Here is a 20,002-nt window from a genome sequence, read left to right as displayed (position 1 = left end):
TGATGGCCTTTCATGGGCCATGGTTTCTTGCACGCTTTTTTTGACTTAAAGGGGCAACGCATGGACGTTGGGGCATACCGCAACGGAGTCAAGGCCTACACGCCTTTCTTCCTTCACTGCTACGACCTGCTGGTGATCGGCATCTTTACCAGGTATTTCTGGAAGTGCGAGGGGCAGCGTTATATCGACATCTACCGCCGGCATGCCGGGCGCCGCCATGCCGACATCGGCGTGGGCACCGGATACTTCCTGGACCATGCCGGGCTTGACGAGGGAAGGCAGCAGATTGCCCTGATCGACCTGAATCCGAACTGCCTGCGCCACACGGCACAGCGCCTGCAGCGCTACGTCCCCGATTGTCATGTGCGCAACGCGTTCGAACCCATTTCCATCGGCAGCACGGTCGATTCAATCTGTATCGGCGGCCTGATTCACTGCGCGCCGGGGACGATGCGGGACAAGGGCCGCATTTTCGACGCCATTGCGCCGCTGTGCGCACCCGGGACGACGCTGTTCGGCTACACGCTGCTGGGCAAGGATGCGCCGATGTCCTGGTACGCCAGGGCCCTGATGGGCTTCATGAACTGGCTGAAAGTGGTGGACAACCGGGACGACTCGCTGGACGCCCTGCACGCCGAATTATCGCAACGATTCAGCCAGGTCGAAGTCTGGCTGGTTGGATGTAACGCTTTCTTCACTGCCAAAAACCATAAGGATGCTACAAGATGAACATCGCTCAAACGGAACGCATCATCGACGCCGACATCGCGGAAGTATGGGATAAAGTCTGCTTTTACGAGGAAGTGAAAGCCAGGCCGAACTGGTTCCTGCGCTGGACCTTGCCCCTGCCCGTGAGGACAGTCGGCGACCACAAGACGGTAGGCACCCTGTGCCGGTGCGAGTATGGGGACGGGCAGTACATCATGAAGCGCATCACGAAGTCGACGCATAATGCTGCGCTTGAATTCAGCGTGACCGAAGCCAGCGAACAGTTCCAGCGCCATCTCGCGCTGAAGGGCGGCAGCATCCATTTGACCCGCCTGTCCGGCAGCCAGACGCTGGTGAGCATGGCCACCAGCTACGAGCCCAAAGGATCGGAAAGCGCTTTGCGGCGCCTGCTCGTGGACCTCGTGATCCGCTCCATGCACCGCTTCGTCATGCGGGACATGGCGGACAGCATCCGCCACGCCCGCAAGGCTCAACCTGCCAACTGCTGACGCACGCGGGAAATCGCCGCGCGCACCTGGTTCGGCGCCGTGCCGCCAACGTGGTCGCGCGCCGCCACCGAGCCTTCCAGCGTCAGCACCGCAAATACATCCTCGCCCACCAGCGGCGAGAAGGCACGCAGCTGCTCCAGCGACATCTGTGCCAGGTCGATCTTCAGGTCGTCGCAGGCGCGCACCGCATGCGCCACTGCTTCGTGCGCATCGCGGAACGGCAAGCCCTTCTTCACCAGGTAGTCGGCCAGGTCGGTCGCAGTGGCGTAGCCCTGCAGCGCGGCCGAACGCATCGCCTCCGGCTTGACGGAGATGCCGCCCGCCATGTCGGCGAAGATGCGCAGGGTGTCGACCACGGTGTCGACGGTGTCGAACAGCGGCTCCTTGTCTTCCTGGTTGTCCTTGTTGTAAGCCAGCGGCTGGCCTTTCATCAGGGTCAGGAGGCCCATCAGGTGGCCGTACACGCGGCCGGTCTTGCCGCGCGCCAGTTCCGGCACGTCCGGGTTTTTCTTCTGCGGCATGATCGAGGAGCCGGTGCAGAAGCGGTCGGCGATGTCGATAAAGCCGACGCGCGGGCTCATCCAGATAATCAGTTCTTCCGACATGCGCGACACGTGCATCATGAGCAGCGAGGCGGCGGCGGTGAACTCGATCGCGAAGTCGCGGTCCGACACGGCATCCAGCGAGTTGTGGCACACATCGTCGAAGCCAAGGGTCCTGGCCACGCGCAGGCGGTCGATCGGGAAGGTGGTGCCGGCCAGTGCGGCGGCGCCCAGCGGCAGGCGGTTCACGCGCTTGCGGCAATCCTGCATGCGCTCGACGTCGCGGCCGAACATTTCAACGTAGGCCAGCATGTGGTGGCCGAAGGTGATCGGCTGCGCCACCTGCATATGGGTGAAGCCGGGCAGAATCACGTCCGCATTCTTCTCGGCCAGGTCGACCAGGGCGCCGCGCAACTGCTGCAGCAGGCCGGTGATGTCGTCGATCGCAGAGCGCACGTACAGGCGGATGTCGGTGGCCACCTGGTCGTTGCGGGAGCGGCCGGTGTGCAGGCGCTTGCCAGCGTCGCCAACCAGCTCGGTCAGGCGTTTTTCGATATTCAGGTGCACGTCTTCCAGGTCGAGCTGCCATTCGAACTGGCCGCCGTCGATCTCGGCGCTGACCTGGGCCAGGCCTTTCTGGATCGCAGCCAGGTCGGCGGCCGGGATGATGCCTTGGGCAGCCAGCATGTCGGCGTGCGCCAGGGAACCCTGGATGTCGGCCTTGGCCATGCGCTTGTCAAAAAACACCGAGGCGGTGTAACGTTTCACGAGGTCGGAAACAGGTTCGGAGAAGCGAGCGGACCAGGCTTCCGCCTTCTTGGAGAATTGATCTGTCATAGTGGCTTTGCGGTGAGATTTGCACGAGAAATTCAAACGATTATAAATTAGTAGGAGAGTCAATGAAGAAGTTAGCAAGTTTGCTACTGTTGGTGCTGGCCAGCGGTAGCGCCTTCGCGCAGGGTGCGCGTCCGTCCGACGTGGCATCCGTGGACGGCATCGTGGCCGCCCTGTACGACACCATTTCCGGCCCCGCCGGCAAGGCGCGCGACTGGGACCGCCTGCGTTCCCTGTTCCGCAACGATGGCCGCATGGTGGTGCACAGCACCGGCAAGGATGGGGCGCTGAATACCCGCGTACTGTCGCTGGAAGACTACATTACCCGCGTCACGCCGGTGTTTGCGAAGGAAGGCTTCTACGAATCCGAACTCGCGCGCAAGGGCGAGGAATATGGACAGATTGCCCAGGTCTTCAGTACCTATGAGGCGCGCCACGCGCCGGCGGACAAGCCTTTTGTGCGCGGCATCAATTCGATCCAGCTCGTCAATGACGGCAAGCGTTGGTGGATTTCGCAACTCCTGTGGCAGCCGGAGGGCGAAAAGACCCCGCTGCCGGAGCGCTACCTGAAGCCGCAATAAACAAAGTGTGCGCCGGCGCGCGATAAGGTTTTACTCCACCGTTGCGTCCGGCTACACTGTCGGAAAGGTATTACCCAGATGTCTAGCAGCGATGCCAGTGAGCAAGCAGAACAGGAGGCCATCGTGAAGCTGTACTCCCCCGCCGGCCTGGCCCGATTGGGCCTGGCCTTGCTAGCCGCCTGCGGCCTTCCTATCCACGCCCGCGAAGCGCCGCCCAAGAATCCCGTGCCGGCAACGACCGGGCGCACCAGCACCACGCCGCCGCCCGACGCGCCGTCCAGGCCTCCGGCGGCGCCGCCTTCGACTCCCGCCCCATTGCCCGATACGGTCGCCCCAGTGCGCATCGTGGCGGGCGCCAGCGCTACCGTCAGCGGCGGATCGGCTGCCATCGCACCTTCTCCCGTGGCGGCGCACCAGGGCTCGCTGGTCATCATCGGCGGCGGCCTGCGCGGCGACAATGCCGACGTGTGGCAGCGCGTGGTGAAACTGGCGGGCGGCAAGGGCTCGCGCATCGCCGTCTTCCCTTCTGCCGCGGGCAATCCGGAACGTTCGGCCCAGACCATCATCGGCTACCTGCGCAAGTGGGGGGCGGATGCCTTCCTGGTGCCGGTTGCGGTGCGCCTGGCTGGCAGCGATTACCGGAAGAACGCCGACGACGCAGCATTGGCGAAGAGGATCCGCGAATCGGACGGCGTATATTTTGCCGGCGGCGACCAGGGGCGCATTACCAAGGCGCTGTTGCGGGAGGACGGCACCCAGACCGCGGTGCTGGAGGCGGTGTGGGACGTGTACCGCCGCGGCGGCGTGATTGCCGGTTCCTCGGCCGGTGCGGCCATCATGAGCAGCACCATGTTCGCCAATCCGAAAGCCGTCCTGTCGATGCTGCAGACCGGCATTGCCGATGGGCGCGAGCTGGGACCGGGCCTTGGCTTCATCGGCGACGACGTGTTCGTGGACCAGCACTTGCTGGTGCGCGGCCGCTTTGCGCGCATGATCCCGGCCATGCTGGCCAAGGGGTACCAGATCGGCCTTGGCATCGATGAGGACAGCGCGATGGTGGTGAATGCCCAGCGCGAGGTGGAAATCATCGGCTACAAGGGGGCGCTGCTGATCGACCTGTCGCGCGCCGAGTGGGACAAGGAAGCGCCGCACTTCGGCGTGCGCAACGCCGTGATCAGCTATCTCGACCGGGGCGACAAATTCAATATCGGCACCCATATGTTTTTGCCGTCCAACGACAAGGCAGGCGGCCGCATCGACCCGACGCGCACCCTGGGCCGCGGGGCCGTGTTCAGCAATGACGTGCTGGGCAATAGCGCCGTGATCGACCTGATGGAACGGCTGATCGACAGCAACCAGGAAGAGGCGATCGGCATTGCCAGCGGTAACCCGCGTGCCAGCGGGACCGAGGTCGGCTTCGAGTTCCGTTTCACCAAGACGCCAGAGACGGTGGGCTATGTCTCCAGCGTGGCTGAGGCGTATTCGGTGCTGAATATCCGCCTCGATATCCGGCCTATCGAAATCACGCGGCCGCTATACAAATATAAATGACGATTTCCTGAATCCGGCGGCGGCGCAGCCGCGTATATGCCATGGCAACCAACCACAGAGGAGGAAACCATGGCACCCATCAAGCAAGCTGCTGTTCAGTTAGCCCTGCTGTCGGCCCTGGCGCCGGCGGCGCAGGCATCGAGCCACCGCGAAGCGCCATTCATTACGCGCGAACCCAAGGTCGACGGAACAGACTTCTACATGTTCCGCAGCTACGAGCCGGGGCGCGAGCAGTTCGTGACCCTGATCGCCAATTACGTGCCCTTGCAGGATGCGTATGGCGGACCGAATTTCTTCACCATGGATCCGGATGCGCTGTACGAGATCCACATCGATAACAATGGCGATGCGCGGGAAGACCTGACTTTCCAGTTCCGCTTCACCAATACTTTCAAGAATGCGGCGTTCACGGTGGGCGGCAAGAAAGTGCCGATTCCGCTGGTGATCAATGGCGGGCCGATTAACGAGGTGAATGCGGCCGGGCTGAACGTGCGCGAGACCTATACGGTGGGCGTGGTGCGCGGCGACCGGCGCGGCGTGCGCCAGGCGGTGCGCATGGCGGGCAACGGCGCCACGGTGTTCGACAAGCCAATCGATAATATCGGCAACAAGTCGATTCCCGATTATGCGGGGTATGCGGGCAAGCATGTCTACACCGTGAGTATTCCCGGCTGCGAGGTGCCGGCGCGCTTGTTTGTCGGGCAGCGCAAGGATTCGTTCGTGGTCAACCTGGGCGAAACCTTTGACCTGATCAACATCAAGGCGCCTGCGGTGGAATTCCTGGCCAATGCGGAGAAGAATGCGCGCGACGACCTGGACGACAAGAACGTGACATCCATCGAGATGGAAGTGGCGGCCCGTTGCCTGACTTCCGGCACGGAGGCGGTGATTGGCGGCTGGACCACGGCCAGCCTGCGCCAGGGACGTTTGATCAATCCGAACGGCGGCTCGAAGGAGGGCGGGGCATGGACGCAGGTGTCGCGGCTCGGCATGCCGCTGGTGAATGAGGTGGTGATCGGCTTGAAGGACAAGGACCGCTTCAACCACAGCAAGCCAGTGCAGGATGGGCAGTTTGCGGACTACGTCACCAATCCAACCCTGCCGGCACTGGTTGAAGTGCTGTTCGGCAGCGCGGGCGCCAAGGCGCCTGTCAATTTCCCGCGCAATGACCTGGTAACGGTGTTCCTTACCGGCGTGCCCGGGCTTAACCAGCCTGCGCGCGTGAAGGCATCGGAGATGCTGCGCCTGAATACTTCGATCGCCCCGGTTGAAAAGGGCGCGCAGAAACGGCTGGGCGTGATCGATGGCGATAACGCCGGCTTCCCCAACGGACGCCGGCCGGGCGACGACGTGGTCGATATCGCCTTGCGTGTCGTCATGGGCAAGCTGTGCACGCTGAACATCGGCTGCGCGCCCGGCGACGCGCCGGCGGGGGCTATCCGCTTCACCGATGGCGCTTTCCTGGACGACAGCTTCTTCAGCGCTGGCTTCCCCTACCTGAAGACGCCGATTCCCGGCTCGCCGCAGCAATAGGGGGCGCGATCATGAAACGCCTTTGTCTTGCCATGGCGGCCGTGCTGCTCGCCGGCTGCGGCGGCGGTGGTGGCGATGCCGCTTCGACGATGTCGATATCCGATCCGGTGCCGGCCCCGCCGCCGCCCGGCGACACCTTCACCTCCGCCCTCGTTGCGCTGGTCCGCAGCGCGCCTGAAACCACCGAGCCTGCCGATGTCGATGGCACGGCGCTGGGCCAGCCTGACGGCGGTGAGCCGGTCGCGCTGGAGTGAGGCCGGCATGAAGCCCGATACCTGCATCATCCGCGCTGCCGCTTCGGCCCTCGCCGCAGTTGCAGCCACGGCGCTCCCGCTGCCCGGCCTGGCCGCGCCGTTTGTGCCGCAATCCGGCGCCCAGGTGCTGGAGACGCTGCCGCGCTGGGGCGATGCCCCGGATGCGGCATTGCGCCGCCAGCGTGCGCAGATAGCCGCTGCGCCGCACGATCCTGTCCTTGCCGCAGAAGCCGCGCGGCAGTACATCGAGCGTGGCCGCGCGTCGGGCGATCCACGCTATTTCGGCTACGCGCAAGCGGTGCTGGCTCCCTGGTGGAAGTCTGCTGCGCCGCCGGTCCAGGTATTGCTGCTGCGCGCGACGCTGCTGCAATCCAGCCATCGCTTCGCCGAGTCGATCCGCGACCTGGGCGCCGTCACGCGCGCAGACCCGGCCAACCCCCAGGCCTGGCTGACGCTGGCGACAGTGCAGGTGGTGCGGGGCGAGTACGACGCGGCCGTTCGCAGCTGCGGACGGCTCTCGTCGCTGGCCAGCCAACTGGCCGGCATGGCCTGCCTTGCCAACGCCCGCGCCGCCAGCGGCCAGCTTGCAGCCAGCGAACACCTGCTGGCGCTGGCCATCGAACGCTCGGGCAGGGGCCAGGGCGCATCGTCCGCATCGGACGCCGGCTTGCGGCTCTGGGCATTGACGCTTTTCGGCGAACTGGCATATCGGCGCGCCGATGCCGTGCGCGCAGAAGAGCGTTTTCGCCTGGGGCTCGGCCTGGCGCCGGGCGATAGCTACTTACTTGGCGCTTATGCCGACCTTTTGCTGGACCAGGGACGCGGCGAGGAAGTGCAGGCGCTGCTGCGCAAGCACCTTCGCATCGATGGCCTGCTGCTGCGGCACACCATCGCCGCGTCGCGTTCCGCGCCGGCCGCGCCGGCCGTGACAAGCGCCGTTGCAGATTTGCAGGCGCGCTTCGATGCGGCTGCCCGCCGTGGCGACGCGATCCACCAGCGTGAACAGGCCCGTTTTGAGCTGCATTTGCGCCATGACGCGCGCGCTGCGCTGCAGCTGGCGCTGGCCAACTGGCAAGTGCAGAAAGAGCCTGCAGACCTGCGCATACTGCTGGAAGCGGCACTCGCGGCGCGCGATCCAGAGGCTGCCCGCCCGGCGCTGGCATGGCGTCGCCGGCATGGCCTTGAGGACAGCCTGGTCGCTTCGCTGGCACGGCAGCTGGAGGGAGGCGCACCATGATCGCCCGACAATTCCGCGCATGCAGGCTGGCCGGACTGATCTTCCTGACCTTACTGTTGGCCGCCGGCACGGCGCACGCCCACAAGCCAAGCGATAGCTACCTGGCGCTGCGCCTGGCGGCTGCCGTCCCGGCGGCGGCGCGCCAGCTGCGCCTTGTCGACGGCCGTTGGGACATTGCCTTGCGCGACCTCGATTTCGCCCTTGGGCTGGATGCCGATGGTGACGGCAAGCTGACGTGGGATGAAGTCCGGTCCCGCCATGCTGACATTGCCACCTATGCCATGCCGCGCCTCGGCCTGGCGCCGGGCTGCCGGCTGCGCGTGACAGGCCAGCAAATCGACCGCCATACTGACGGCGCTTACTCCGTCCTGTTGCTGCAAGGCGATTGCGAAAGCGGCGCCGCCTTCGCCATCGACTACCAGCTGTTCGCCGACCTGGATGCGCAGCATCGCGGCATGGCCAGCATTACGGTCGACGGCCGCACGCAATCGGCCGTGCTGGGCGGTGAGCGCACGGGGCTCGCCGCAGGCGGGGGAGATGGCGGTGGCAACGCGTGGCAACAGGCCGGCAGCTACCTGCACCACGGCATCTGGCACATCTGGACCGGCTACGACCACATCCTGTTCCTGCTTTCCCTGTTGCTGCCGGCGGTGCTGGCAAAAGGCTGGCGGCCGGCTGGCGTGGATGTGCTGCGCGTCGTCACGGCCTTCACGCTCGCACACTCCATCACGCTTTCGCTCGCGGCGCTGCAAGTGGTCGCGCTGCCAAGCCGCCTGATCGAAACCGCCATCGCGGCCTCGGTCGCGGTCGCGGCGCTGAACAACATCTGGCCTCTGGTGCAAGGCAGGCGCTGGCTGGCCGCCTTCGCTTTCGGGCTGCTGCACGGCTTCGGTTTTGCGGGAGTGCTTGGCGACCTTGGCCTGCCGAAAGGCTCGGCGGTACTCGCGCTGGCAGCGTTCAACGCGGGCGTCGAACTGGGACAGCTGGCAATTGTGGCGGCCTTCCTGCCGCTCGCATTCGCCATGCGCCGCAGCTGGATCTACAAACAGTTGATGGTGAAGGCCGGCTCGGCCGGCATCGCCGTGCTGGCCATGTTGTGGATCGTCGAACGGGCTACTGTGTAATTACATGGCCCGTACCCACGGGCCTTTGTACAGCACAGGCCCGGTCGGCCCGTTCGGATCGGGTGATCCGCCGCGCGGCTCCAGCGAGATCGCCAGCATCACGACGTCGTCGCCGACAGCGCCCGACGCGAGCGAGAACGTTGCACGCCCATCGCTTCCCAGTACGCCCAGCGAACGTGGAGATCCTTTCTTCGGAATCGCCCACAATTGCAATGACCGGTCGACCGGCACCGGTGCGCCGCCGACGATATGGGCCTGCAGCAGGCGCTTGCTGGTGTCGGCCTTCACCAGCAGGGCAGGCTGCGCTTGCTGGTCGGTCAATGTCGCGATCAGGTCGTAGCTAGGCCCGCGCAACTGCTGCAAGCTGATCGCCACCACCAGCCCCGCCGCCACTGTGGCTGATGCCGTTCCGAGCCCGAAGCCGCGCCAGAAATGCCAGCTGCTGCGTTCCGGCTTCAGGTGCAGGCGCATTTCGATATTGCGCCAGAGCTGGGGCGATGGCTCGGCCGTGTGCACGAATTCATGCATCGGCAGCAGGCGGCGCTCCCATTCCTTGACCAGCATGCGCAGGGCGGCATCAGTGTACATCCAGCCTTCGAAGCGGCGGCGTGCACCGCCGCGCAAGGTGCCAAGCACGTATTCGGCGGCCAGCTTGTCGCGCAAGGCATCGTTGCCGCGGATCTTCATGGGCCTTCTCCTTGCGACAGGCAATGCTTGAGCTTTTCCATGCCGCGCCGGATCCATGTCTTGATCGTGCCGACCGGCAGCGACAGGCGCTGCGCCACTTCGGTGTGCGACAGGTCATGGAAGAAGGCGAGGCCGATCGCCAGCCGGTGCAAGCCTTCCAGCCGCGCCATGCAAGCAATGAGCGCACGGGCGTCGCTGCTCATTTCACTCGCCTCGGCGGGTGAGCTTGTGTACTCGTCGCGAAATGCTTCATGGTCCAATTCCACCGTATCGTCCGTGCGGCGCAGGATATCCAGTGCCTTGTTGCGGACTATGGCAGCCATCCACGTCAGCGGCGCTGCCAGGCCGGCCTGGTAGTGCGGCGCCGCGTGCCAGATCGACACGAAGCCTTCCTGCAGCGCTTCCTCGGCCAGTTCCCGCTTCTGCAATATACGCAGGGCAAAGCCAAACAGTTTCGGCGCGGCTGCATCGTACAGCGCGCGAAACGCCACGGCATCCTGGCGGCCGGCCGCTGCCAGCCATGTTCTTAGCTGTTCGGGTTCGATGGGCATGGGGCCATCTTATGCCGGGCTTACGGGGCGGTCTACTGTATTCCGCAAAGCAAAGCTACAATAACCGCCACCAAAACCACACTGGAGACTTCATGTCGTACCTGAACCGACTGCTGGCGGGAGCGGCGCTGAGCACCGCGGCCGGCCTTGCGCTGGCGGCGCAACCTGCGACCGTGCGCCTTGACTATATGCACACCGGTAACGCGCTAAACGAAAGTTATGCGATCGAACAAGTTGTGATTGAGCCGTTGCCATGGCCCGGCGATATGTCCAAGACAATCGATACCACTAACCGCGGCGTGAACAAGGTTGAAGTGGCGGACGCCAAGACCGGCCAGGTGCTGTACACCCGCACCTTCTCCACCATCTTTGTTGAGTGGAAGTCGACCGAGGAGGCGGCCAAGCTGACGCGCGGCTTCCATGAGTCGGTGCGCTTCCCCAAGCCTGACCGCCCGGTCAAGGTGCGCATCCTGAAGCGTGATGAGCGTAATGAATTCTCCGTGGTGTGGAGCGTGGACGTCGATACCGATGCGATGGATGTGGTGCGCAAGCAGGATGCGGCGCCCGCCAAGCCGATCCCGATCCGTGTCAACGGGCCGAGCGAGAAGAAGGTCGACTTGCTGATCCTGGGCGACGGCTACACCAAAGCCGACATGGCCAAATTCGAAGCCCGGGCACGCAAGCTGTCCGAATACCTGTTCACGGTATCGCCGTTCAAGGAGCGGGCCAAGGACTTCAACGTATGGGCGATGGCGGTGCCGACGCAGGAGAGCGGCGTGTCGCGTCCTTCCACCAACAGCCACCATGCATCGAAGCTGGGCACGCGCTACGACATCTTCGGCAGCGAACGTTATGTGCTGACCATCGACAACCGCGCGCTGCGCGAGATTGCGCAGCACGCGCCGTATGAGTTCATCGAGATCCTGGTCAACAACGATACTTACGGCGGTGGCGGCATCTACGGGCAATTCAGCACGGCCGCCGCGGATAACGATTGGGCGAACTATCTGTTCGTGCACGAATTCGGCCACCACTTCGCGGGCTTGGCGGATGAGTATTACACCTCGCCGGTGGCTTATGCCACGGGCGGAGTGCGCATGGAGCCATGGGAGCCGAACGTGACGGCCTTGCTGGATCCGGCCAATGTGAAGTGGAAGAAGTTTGTGACGCCGGGGACTGCGTTGCCGACTGCCTGGCCGAAGGCGGAGTACGAGGCGCATTCACGCGAGTACCAGAAGATTCGAGCGCAACTGCGCAAGGATAATCGTCCGGAAGCGGAGATGAGCAAGTTGTTCAAGGAGGATCTGGCCTGGACCAATGCGCTGTTCTCGAAAGCGCCGAACCGCAAGGCCGTGGGAGCGTTCGAAGGAGCGAACTACGAAGCGACGGGCTACTATCGTTCGCAGCAACAGTGCCTGATGTTTGACCGCAGCGAGGAGTTTTGCGCGGTGTGCAGCGATGCGGTGCAGGAGACAATTGACTTGTACGCCCCGCGCTAAACCGGTAAACCAGTGTCAGACCCATAGGGTCTGACACTTGGCCTGCGGCCGCCGCGTTACAGTGTCTGACCCTGCGGGTCAGACACTAGGTTGCCGGTTCAGGTGTTCGGCGCCAACCCAGTCGGCTTGATCCGCACCGGCATCGGCTTGCCCTTGCGAGCGCGCTTGCCGAAGTGCGGCGCCAGTGCCGTCGGCCCCATGCGGTCTTCCTTCGCCTTCGCAGCATTGCCAATCCCCTGCACGGTCACGCCCTTGTCGGTGATCGCGCAAGCAGCAACCAGCTTCTCCTTGTCGGCCAGATCCATCAGGATCACGCCGCGGCCGCCGTTGGACAGCACCTTCATCTCGTCCATGCCGAACACCAGCAGGTTCGATTTCTCGGAAATGACCGCCACCGCGCTCGCGCCATCGGCCACCACGGTCGGTGGCAGCGGCTTCGCGCCCTCATCCAGCGTAATGAACGACTTGCCGCCCTTCAGTCGCGACACCATATCGCCGGCCTTGGCGATAAAGCCATAGCCCGCATCGGACGCCAGCAGTAGCTGCTTGTCGCCATTGCCCGCGAAGTAGTGCAGCAGGCGGGCGCCGCCCGACAGGTCGACCAGCGTGGTAATCGGTACGCCGTCGCCGCGCGCATTAGGCAGGGCGGCCACGGGCACGGAATACACCTTGCCGTTGTCGCCGAAGCCCAGCAGGGTATCGACCGTACGGCACTCGAATGCGCCATACAGCGAATCGCCGGCCTTGAAGGTGAACTGCGCAGGATCGTGGCCGACGCCGGACCGTGCGCGCACCCAGCCTTTTTCGGAAATGATTACGGTGACCGGTTCGTCGGCCACCTTCTGTTCAACGACAGCCTTCTGCGCTTCCTCGATCAGGGTGCGGCGTGCGTCGCCGTAAGTCTTGGCGTCGCCGTCGATTTCCTTGATGACCAGGCGGCGCAGAGTGGACGGATTGTCCAGCACGTCCTGCAGGCCTTCGCGCTCCTTGCGCAGCTCGGCCAGTTCCTGTTCGATCTTGATCGCTTCCAGGCGTGCCAGTTGGCGCAAACGGATTTCCAGGATGTCTTCAGCCTGGCGGTCCGACAGCTTGAAGCGTTCGATCAGCGCCGCCTTCGGCTCGTCCGAATTGCGGATGATGGCGATGACCTCATCGATGTTCAGCAGGACGATCTGGCGGCCTTCCAGGATGTGGATGCGCTCATCGACCTTGTTCAGGCGGAACTGGGTGCGGCGGGTCACGGTGGCGAAGCGGAATTCAATCCACTCGCCCAGGATTTCGCTGATGCCTTTCTGGCGCGGGCGGCCATCGCCGCCGATCATCACCAGGTTCATCGACGCTGAAGTCTCCAGCGAGGTGTGCGCCAGCAGCATGTGCATGAACTCGGTCTGGTTCTGGTTCTTCGATTTAGGCTCGAACACCAGGCGCACAGCGGCCTCGCGGCCGGATTCGTCGCGCACCTTGTCCAGCTGGCCAAGCAGCAGGCCCTTCAGCGCAACCTGTTCCGGCGATAGGGCTTTCTTGCCCAGTTTGACCTTTGGATTGGTCAGCTCTTCGATTTCTTCCAGCACCTTCTGCGATGAAGTACCTGGGGGAAGTTCGTATACAACTGCCTGCCACTGGCCGCGCGCCAGTTCTTCGATCTTCCAGCGAGCGCGTACCTTCATCGAGCCGCGGCCGGACGCGTACATGTCGTCCAGTTGCGCGCGCGGAGTGATCAACTGGCCGCCGCCAGGGAAGTCCGGGCCCGGGATCAGTTCCATCAGTTCCGCGTGGCTGATCTTCGGATTGCGGATCATCGCCACGGCAGCTTTCGCCACCTCGGTCAGGTTGTGCGAAGGGATTTCGGTCGCCAGGCCCACAGCGATACCGGAGGCGCCGTTCAGCAGCACCATCGGCAGGCGCGCCGGCAGCAGGGCCGGTTCTTCGTACGAGCCGTCGTAGTTCGGGATGAAGTCCACGGTGCCCTGGTCGATTTCGTCCAGCAGCAGTCGCGAGATCGGGGTCAAGCGGGCTTCGGTGTATCGCATTGCCGCTGCGCCGTCGCCGTCGCGCGAGCCGAAGTTACCCTGGCCGTCGATCAGCGGATAGCGCAGCGAGAAATCCTGCGCCATGCGCACCAGCGCGTCGTACACCGACTGGTCGCCGTGCGGGTGCAATTTACCCAACACGTCGCCGACCACGGTGGCGGACTTGCGCGGCTTGGCGGTCGGGCCCAGGCCCAGTTCATTCATCGAGTACAGGATGCGGCGCTGCACCGGCTTCTGGCCGTCGCACACGTCCGGCAGGGCGCGGCCCTTGACCACGGAAATGGCGTAATCCAGGTAGGCGCGCTCGGCGAAGGTCGAAAGGGTCAGCGATTCGCCGCCGTCATCACCGCCGCTGCCGCCATTTGGCGGCAGTTCCGGGGTTGGTTCGTCAAAGAGATTTGCTTGAGTCATAGTTTTTACTTTCTAACTGGTAATTCGGCCGGGTGGCCGTCCCGTCTGACCCGCGGAGTCAGACACCAGGCCCGCACCGGTCGCGTACCAGTGTCTGACCCCGCGGGTCAGACACTGCTTTACCGGTTTTAGATATCCGCTTCCACTTCGTTGCCGTGTTCTTCAATCCACGCGCGGCGGGCGGCGGCTTCGCCTTTGCCCATCAGCATATTGAAGCGCGAGGAGGAGTAGCTGTGGTCGAAATCGCCCAGCGACACCGGCAGCAGGCGGCGGGTGTCCGGGTTCATGGTGGTTTCCCACAGCTGCTCGGCGTTCATCTCGCCCAGGCCCTTGAAGCGGGAGATGGTCCAGGAGCCTTCCTTCAAGCCGTCCTTGCGCAGCTTGTCTTCAATGGCCACCAGTTCGCCGTCGTCCAGCGCATACAGCTTCTGGATCGGCTTCTTGCCGCGCGCCGGTGCGTCAACGCGGTACAGCGGCGGACGCGCCACGCAGATGTGGCCCTTGTCGATCAGGGCAGGGAAGTGGCGGAAGAACAGGGTAAGCAGCAGCACCTGGATGTGGGAGCCGTCGACGTCCGCATCGGAGAGAATGCAGATTTTGCCGTAACGCAGGCCAGACAGGTCAGGCGAATCGCCATGATTGTGCGGATCGACGCCGATCGCCACCGCGATGTCGTGGATTTCGTTGTTGGCGTACAGGCGGTCGCGGTCAGTCTCCCAGGAGTTCAGCACCTTGCCCCGCAGCGGCAGGATGGCCTGGAACTCCTTGTCGCGGCCCATCTTGGCCGAACCGCCCGCCGAGTCGCCCTCGACCAGGAACAATTCGGTGCGGGTCATTTCGTCCGATTCGCAATCGGTCAGCTTGCCCGGCAATACAGCCACGCCTGACGACTTCTTCTTCTCGACCTTCTGCGCGGAGCGCAGGCGCGATTGGGCTTGCTTGATCACCAGCTCCGCCAGCTTCTTGCCGTAGTCGATGTGCTGGTTCAGCCACAGTTCCAGCGCGGGCTTGGAGAAGGTCGATACCAGGCGCACCGCATCGCGCGAGTTCAGGCGCTCCTTGATCTGGCCCTGGAATTGCGGGTCCAGCACCTTGGCCGACAGCACGAAGGAAGCGCGGGCAAACACGTCTTCCGGCAGCAGCTTCACGCCTTTCGGCAGCAGCGAGTGCAGCTCGACGAAGTTCTTCATTGCGCCGAACAGGCCTTCGCGCAGGCCCGATTCGTGGGTGCCGCCGTTCGGGGTCGGAATCAGGTTGACGTAGGATTCGCGCACCACGGCGCCTTCCTCGGTCCATGCCACCACCCAGGACGCGCCTTCGCCTTCGGCAAAGCCTTCCGCATCAGGGGTGGCGAACTGCTCGCCCTCGAACAGGGGGATCAGGGTTTCGCCGCCGGAGGTGGTTTGCGCCAGTTGCTCGTTCAGGTAGCCGCGCAGGCCGTCCTTGTACATCCAGGTCTGTTCGTCGCCGGTCTTGGCATTCTTCAGCGTGACCGATACGCCGGGCAGCAGCACGGCCTTGGAGCGCAGCAGGCGTTGCAGCTCGACCTGCGAGATCAGCGGCGAATCGAAATACTTCGCATCCGGCCAGGCGGTCACGCGGGTACCGGACTTCTTGCCATCCTTCGGCGCCGGCTGGGAGCTCAATGGCTCGACCAGGTCGCCGTGTTCGAAGGCGATCTGGTGGAAACCGTTGCCGGCGTCGTCTTTACGCCACACTGCAATTTCCAGGCGCTTGGACAGCGCGTTGGTGACGGATACGCCGACACCGTGCAAGCCACCCGAGAAGGCGTAAGCGCCGCCCGAGCCCTTGTCGAACTTGCCGCCCGCGTGCAGGCGGGTAAAGACGATTTCCACCGTCGGCACGTTTTCTTCAGGATGCAAGCCGACCGGAATACCACGGCCGTCGTCTTCGACGGTGATGGAACCGTCGGCATTCTGCGTCACGATGATGTTTTTGCAATGGCCGCCCAATGCTTCGTCCGAGGCATTGTCGATCACCTCCTGGATGATGTGCAGCGGGTTCTCGGTGCGGGTGTACATGCCCGGGCGCTGCTTGACGGGTTCCAGTCCTTTGAGGACGCGGATAGATGATTCGCTGTAGTCGGAAACTGGTTTTTTAGTGGCCATACGTGTTATTGGTAATGCAAAGTGCTGTGATTGTATACAGTATTTTCCGGTTTGACGGATCGCATGCTTGCGCATTCTATCCGCTACGGCCGGTGGCGCAAGGGAATCGCAGCGTTAAAATGGGTTTTATGACTACAGATCGGCGCCCGTTCGCAGTCAGGCTGGTCGGCTTCCCCCAGGAAGCCGAGCGCGCGCTCGCGCTGGGACTGGCCAAGGCGCCCGCCGACGGACCGGCCTATCTCTGCCTGACCGAAGACAGCCTGCAGGACCCTGATATTTACCTGGCCAACGGCACGGAACTGAAAGCGCTGGCAGCCATCGCATCGTTGGCTGCAGGCGACATCCGGCCGGCGCTGGTGCTGGGAGCGACCGGCGTGCTCCTGCCATATCCGAACCTGCCGCTACCAGTGCAGTGGAGCGCCATGTATGCGGAACTGGGCCGCCTGCTCCAGCGCCGCGCCGACGTGCTGGCCGGCCTGTCGGCTTCCGTCGATTCGCTGGTACCCGAGCGTCGGCGCCGCGAGCGGCTCGACCTCGATCTGACCGATCCCGCTGTCTATGAAAAGATGCGCAAGCCGCGCCGCGAGGGCGCCGTGCTGTGCGTCGATGCCAACGCCAATTTCAGCGAGCAGCTGGGCCAGTCCCTGAAACAGTTCGGCACTGCGGTGCTGTGGGCGGTGGACGGTGTGGCAGCGCTGACGCATTGCCGCCAGCAGCCGGTGGCTGTGGTACTGATCGACTTCGCCGCCCCGATCATTGACCATTACCTGCTGTGCGCCCAACTGCGCAGCCTGGAGGCGCAACCCGAAGTGATCTTCCTGGTGCAGTCGGCCCACGACTACGACCTGACGCGCGGACGTGCCGCCGGCGCCGCCGGCATGCTGGACAAGCCGCTGGCTGAACACCAGGTGCAGGCGGTGCTGCGCAAATTCATGCGGCTGTAGGTATTTTTATGCGGCGTTGATTTGTCGCTGCCTTCTATTTAGACCGTTTTTACGCGCCGATCGATACGCTTTCGTCACCTTCTTTTTGACGAAAGCGAATGTATGAAGAACGCGTTATTCCTGGCGGCGGCGATGCTGTCCGCTCCTGCCTTTGCCAATGATCTGAGCTTCAACGCTGCGCTGGCCAGCGATTACCGCTATCGCGGGATCTCGCAATCGCGCCTGCAGCCCGCGTTGCAGGCCGGCGCCGATCTTGCCGACAGGGGGACAGGCTGGTACGCGGGCGCCTGGGCATCGGCCATCAACTGGACGCGCGATGCCGGTGGGGCCGGCCGCGTGGAGCTGGATATCTACGGCGGCAAGCGCGGCCAACTGACGGCAGATGTCAGCTACGACGCGGGCGTGCTGACCTATGTTTATAAGGGGCGCATCCCAGGCCTCGATAACCCTGACACGACGGAGATCCACGGCCAGCTTGGATACGGCCCGGCGACCTTGAAATACTCGCATTCCGTGACCAGCCTGTTCGGCTTCGCCGACAGCAAAAACTCCGGCTACCTGGACCTGGGCGCAAATGTCGATGCGGGCGCCGGCTACACCATCAACCTGCACGCTGGCCACCAGCGCGTGAAAAACAATGGCGTCGCCGACTACAGCGACTGGAAGCTGGGCGTGAGCAAAGACCTGGGCATCGCCAGCGTGCAGCTGGCTGCCGTCGGCACCAATGCCGGCAAGGCAGCCTACGCCTCGCCAGCCAACGGCAAGTTCCTGGGCAAGAGCGCCTTGCAGCTCACGGTCAGCCGGACCTTCTGATTTTTACACCTTGTTTACACCGCTTTGCCGAGTCTTTACACCGAATTTAGGCGTGTCTCGATAAGCTGGTTCGCATGCAAACAAGACCTTTCGGGGAACCTGATGGACATCGTTTTTATTGGCGCAATCGTCGCCTTTTTCGTGCTGGTTGTCGCCATGGCGGCCGGTTGCGACAAGCTGGGAGGGAAGCAATGAATATCTTTTATCTCATCGGCTCCGTCGCCACGGCCGGCTTGCTGGTCTACCTGCTGGCTGCCCTTCTGAAAGCGGAGGACCTGTAATATGACCCCCCAATCCTTCCTGCTGCTGGCCGTCTTCCTGCTGGTCCTGGTCGCCGCAGCGTGGCCGCTCGGCGCCTTGCTGGCTCGCGTGGCCGATGGCAGCAAAATCCCTGGCCTTGGCTGGCTGGCTGCAGTCGAAAGGCTGCTGTATCGTGCCGCTGGCGTGCCGGGCGACGAAGCGCAGCGAGGCATGGGCTGGAAGGCCTACGCCAAGGCACTTCTGGTCTTCAATCTCGTTGGCACCCTGTTTGTCTACGCTGTTCAGCGCTTGCAGGCCTGGCTGCCGCTTAACCCCCAGGGCCTGCCTGGCGTCAGTCCGGACTCCTCCTTCAATACCGCCGTCAGCTTTGTGGCCAACACCAACTGGCAAGGCTATGCGGGCGAACAGACCATGAGCTATTTGAGCCAGATGCTGGCGCTCGCCGGCCAGAACTTCTTCTCGGCGGCCACCGGCATTGCCGTGGCCTTTGCCCTGATCCGCGGTTTCGCCGCGCGCTCGGCAAAGTCGATCGGCAACTTCTGGGTCGACCTGACCCGCACCGTGCTGTACGTATTGCTGCCTTTGTCCTTTGTCTTTGCAGTATTCCTGGTCGGCCAGGGATCGATCCAGAACTTTTCCGCCTATAAGGAAGTGAACCTGGTGGAACCGGTGACTTATACCGTCCCGGGCGCCACGCCCGAGGCCCCTGCCCAAACCCAGAGCGTGGCCACGCAAACCATCGCGATGGGCCCAGTCGCTTCGCAGGAAGCGATCAAGATGCTGGGCACCAATGGCGGCGGCTTCTTCAACGCCAACTCGGCGCACCCGTATGAGAACCCGACGCCGCTGTCCAACTTCGCACAGATGCTCGCCATCTTCCTGATCCCCGCCGCGCTGTGCTTTACCTTTGGCCGCCTGGTGGGCGATCGCCGCCAGGGTTGGGCCGTGCTGGGCGCTATGACCATCATGTTCGTGGTCGCAGCTACCGGCATCACCGCTGCGGAGCAGGCCGCGCAACCGGCACTGCAAGCAATGGGCGTCGACCAGTCAGCCACGTCATTGCAGGCTGGCGGCAATATGGAAGGCAAGGAAACGCGTTTCGGCATCGCCGCCACAAGCCTGTTCGCCACCGTGACCACGGCTGCATCCTGCGGCGCCGTGAACGGCATGCACGATTCCTTCACGCCCTTGGGCGGTGCAGGGCCGATGCTGCTGATGCAGCTGGGGGAAGTGGTGTTCGGTGGCGTGGGCTCTGGCCTGTACGGCATGCTGGTCTTCGCCATCATGGCGGTGTTCATCGCCGGCCTGATGATCGGCCGCACCCCGGAATACCTGGGCAAGAAGATTCAGTCGTATGAAATGAAAATGACGTCGATCGCCATCCTGGTGACGCCGACCCTGGTGCTGGTGGGGACCGCCATCGCCGTCATGCTGGAAGCGGGCAAGGCCGGCGTTGCCAATCCGGGCGCGCATGGTTTCTCCGAGATCCTATATGCCTTCAGCTCGGCCGCCAACAATAACGGCAGCGCCTTCGCCGGGCTTTCCGCCAATACGCCGTTCTACAACATCATGCTGGCCGTCGCCATGTGGTTTGGCCGCTTCGCGATGATCGTGCCGGTGCTGGCGATAGCCGGCTCGCTGGCCTCCAAACAGCGGCTTCAGGCCAACGCCGGCACCATGCCGACCCATGGCCCGATGTTCGTAATGCTGCTGGTAGCCGTGGTGCTGCTGGTGGGCGTGTTGAATTACGTTCCTTCGCTGGCGCTTGGCCCGGTGATCGAACACCTGCAATTGTATAAATAAG

The 20,002-nt window shown here is 63.6% G+C and carries 18 protein-coding genes; 13 read left to right on the top strand and 5 right to left on the bottom strand.

Annotated features, from left to right (window positions below):
* Positions 1-60: 60 nt before the first annotated feature.
* Positions 61-729 carry a class I SAM-dependent methyltransferase gene (locus tag ACN9MY_RS27915; protein WP_426336438.1) on the top strand — a complete coding sequence of 223 codons (669 nt, stop codon included), beginning with the start codon at positions 61-63 and terminating at the stop codon, positions 727-729.
* The gene (locus tag ACN9MY_RS27910) at positions 726-1,217 is read left to right on the top strand and encodes a hypothetical protein (RefSeq protein ID WP_426165009.1); all 492 of its coding nucleotides are present in this window, start codon (positions 726-728) and stop codon (positions 1,215-1,217) included. Before ACN9MY_RS27915 ends, ACN9MY_RS27910 begins: the two co-directional genes overlap by 4 nt.
* Here the strand turns inward: ACN9MY_RS27910 and argH are convergent.
* A complete protein-coding gene (gene argH / locus ACN9MY_RS27905; protein ID WP_426165008.1) occupies positions 1,199-2,596 on the bottom strand; it encodes an argininosuccinate lyase in 1,398 nt (465 codons plus the stop codon). The two genes, ACN9MY_RS27910 and argH, sit on opposite strands and share 19 nt — an antisense overlap.
* Positions 2,597-2,658: 62 nt before the next feature.
* Between argH and ACN9MY_RS27900 the strand changes: the two genes are divergently transcribed.
* The 6 genes from ACN9MY_RS27900 to ACN9MY_RS27875 all read left to right on the top strand — a co-directional run bounded on the left by ACN9MY_RS27900 (position 2,659) and on the right by ACN9MY_RS27875 (position 8,873).
* Positions 2,659-3,174, top strand: a complete 516-nt coding sequence (locus ACN9MY_RS27900; protein ID WP_426336437.1) for a hypothetical protein — start codon at positions 2,659-2,661, stop codon at positions 3,172-3,174.
* Between the two features lie 123 nt (positions 3,175-3,297).
* A complete protein-coding gene (locus tag ACN9MY_RS27895) occupies positions 3,298-4,725 on the top strand; it encodes a cyanophycinase (protein WP_426336436.1) in 1,428 nt (475 codons plus the stop codon).
* Positions 4,726-4,794: 69 nt separating this feature from the next.
* Positions 4,795-6,258 (top strand): DUF4331 domain-containing protein, encoded by a 1,464-nt coding sequence (locus ACN9MY_RS27890; protein WP_426319303.1) that lies wholly within the window; start codon positions 4,795-4,797, stop codon positions 6,256-6,258.
* Between the two features lie 11 nt (positions 6,259-6,269).
* A complete protein-coding gene (locus ACN9MY_RS27885) occupies positions 6,270-6,512 on the top strand; it encodes a hypothetical protein (protein WP_426165000.1) in 243 nt (80 codons plus the stop codon).
* Positions 6,460-7,749 (top strand): hypothetical protein, encoded by a 1,290-nt coding sequence (locus ACN9MY_RS27880; protein WP_426319302.1) that lies wholly within the window; start codon positions 6,460-6,462, stop codon positions 7,747-7,749. The genes ACN9MY_RS27885 and ACN9MY_RS27880 overlap by 53 nt, the downstream gene beginning before the upstream one ends.
* Positions 7,746-8,873, top strand: coding sequence for a HupE/UreJ family protein (locus ACN9MY_RS27875; protein ID WP_426319301.1), 1,128 nt, complete (start codon positions 7,746-7,748; stop codon positions 8,871-8,873). The genes ACN9MY_RS27880 and ACN9MY_RS27875 overlap by 4 nt, the downstream gene beginning before the upstream one ends.
* Here ACN9MY_RS27875 and ACN9MY_RS27870 read toward each other — a convergent pair whose 3' ends face one another.
* Both ACN9MY_RS27870 and ACN9MY_RS27865 read right to left on the bottom strand, forming a co-directional pair.
* A complete protein-coding gene (locus ACN9MY_RS27870) occupies positions 8,874-9,560 on the bottom strand; it encodes an anti-sigma factor (protein ID WP_426319300.1) in 687 nt (228 codons plus the stop codon).
* On the bottom strand, positions 9,557-10,111 hold the full coding sequence (locus tag ACN9MY_RS27865; RefSeq protein ID WP_426319299.1) for a sigma-70 family RNA polymerase sigma factor: 555 nt from the start codon (positions 10,109-10,111) through the stop codon (positions 9,557-9,559). Before ACN9MY_RS27865 ends, ACN9MY_RS27870 begins: the two co-directional genes overlap by 4 nt.
* A gap of 92 nt (positions 10,112-10,203) precedes the next feature.
* On the opposite strand from ACN9MY_RS27865, the gene ACN9MY_RS27860 reads away from it, so the two are divergent.
* A complete protein-coding gene (locus tag ACN9MY_RS27860) occupies positions 10,204-11,610 on the top strand; it encodes a M64 family metallopeptidase (RefSeq protein WP_426164990.1) in 1,407 nt (468 codons plus the stop codon).
* Positions 11,611-11,708: 98 nt separating this feature from the next.
* Here ACN9MY_RS27860 and parC read toward each other — a convergent pair whose 3' ends face one another.
* Together parC and ACN9MY_RS27850 are read right to left on the bottom strand one after the other, a co-directional pair.
* Positions 11,709-14,051, bottom strand: coding sequence for a DNA topoisomerase IV subunit A (parC, locus tag ACN9MY_RS27855; protein WP_426336435.1), 2,343 nt, complete (start codon positions 14,049-14,051; stop codon positions 11,709-11,711).
* Between the two features lie 128 nt (positions 14,052-14,179).
* Positions 14,180-16,180, bottom strand: a complete 2,001-nt coding sequence (locus ACN9MY_RS27850) for a DNA topoisomerase IV subunit B (protein ID WP_426164986.1) — start codon at positions 16,178-16,180, stop codon at positions 14,180-14,182.
* 128 nt (positions 16,181-16,308) lie between these two features.
* Here ACN9MY_RS27850 and ACN9MY_RS27845 point away from each other — a divergent pair, with 128 nt between their 5' ends.
* The 4 genes from ACN9MY_RS27845 to kdpA all read left to right on the top strand — a co-directional run bounded on the left by ACN9MY_RS27845 (position 16,309) and on the right by kdpA (position 20,001).
* Entirely contained in the window at positions 16,309-17,124 is an 816-nt protein-coding gene (locus tag ACN9MY_RS27845; RefSeq protein ID WP_426336434.1) for a response regulator, read from the top strand.
* A 102-nt stretch (positions 17,125-17,226) separates the two neighbouring features.
* Positions 17,227-17,937: a TorF family putative porin gene (locus tag ACN9MY_RS27840; protein WP_426336433.1), complete on the top strand. Its 711-nt coding sequence runs from the start codon at positions 17,227-17,229 to the stop codon at positions 17,935-17,937.
* A 191-nt stretch (positions 17,938-18,128) separates the two neighbouring features.
* Complete coding sequence (locus ACN9MY_RS27835; protein ID WP_426164980.1) at positions 18,129-18,218, top strand: potassium-transporting ATPase subunit F; 90 nt, start codon at positions 18,129-18,131, stop codon at positions 18,216-18,218.
* 1 nt (position 18,219) lies between these two features.
* On the top strand, positions 18,220-20,001 hold the full coding sequence (gene kdpA, locus ACN9MY_RS27830; RefSeq protein WP_426164978.1) for a potassium-transporting ATPase subunit KdpA: 1,782 nt from the start codon (positions 18,220-18,222) through the stop codon (positions 19,999-20,001).
* Position 20,002 lies beyond the last annotated feature (1 nt).

Origin of the sequence: Pseudoduganella sp. R-31 (genome assembly GCF_049913235.1) — a bacterium.
Lineage (GTDB): Bacteria > Pseudomonadota > Gammaproteobacteria > Burkholderiales > Burkholderiaceae_D > Rugamonas.
The sequence above is the reverse complement of the archived record's forward strand: the minus strand, read 5'-3'. Positions and strand labels throughout refer to the sequence as shown.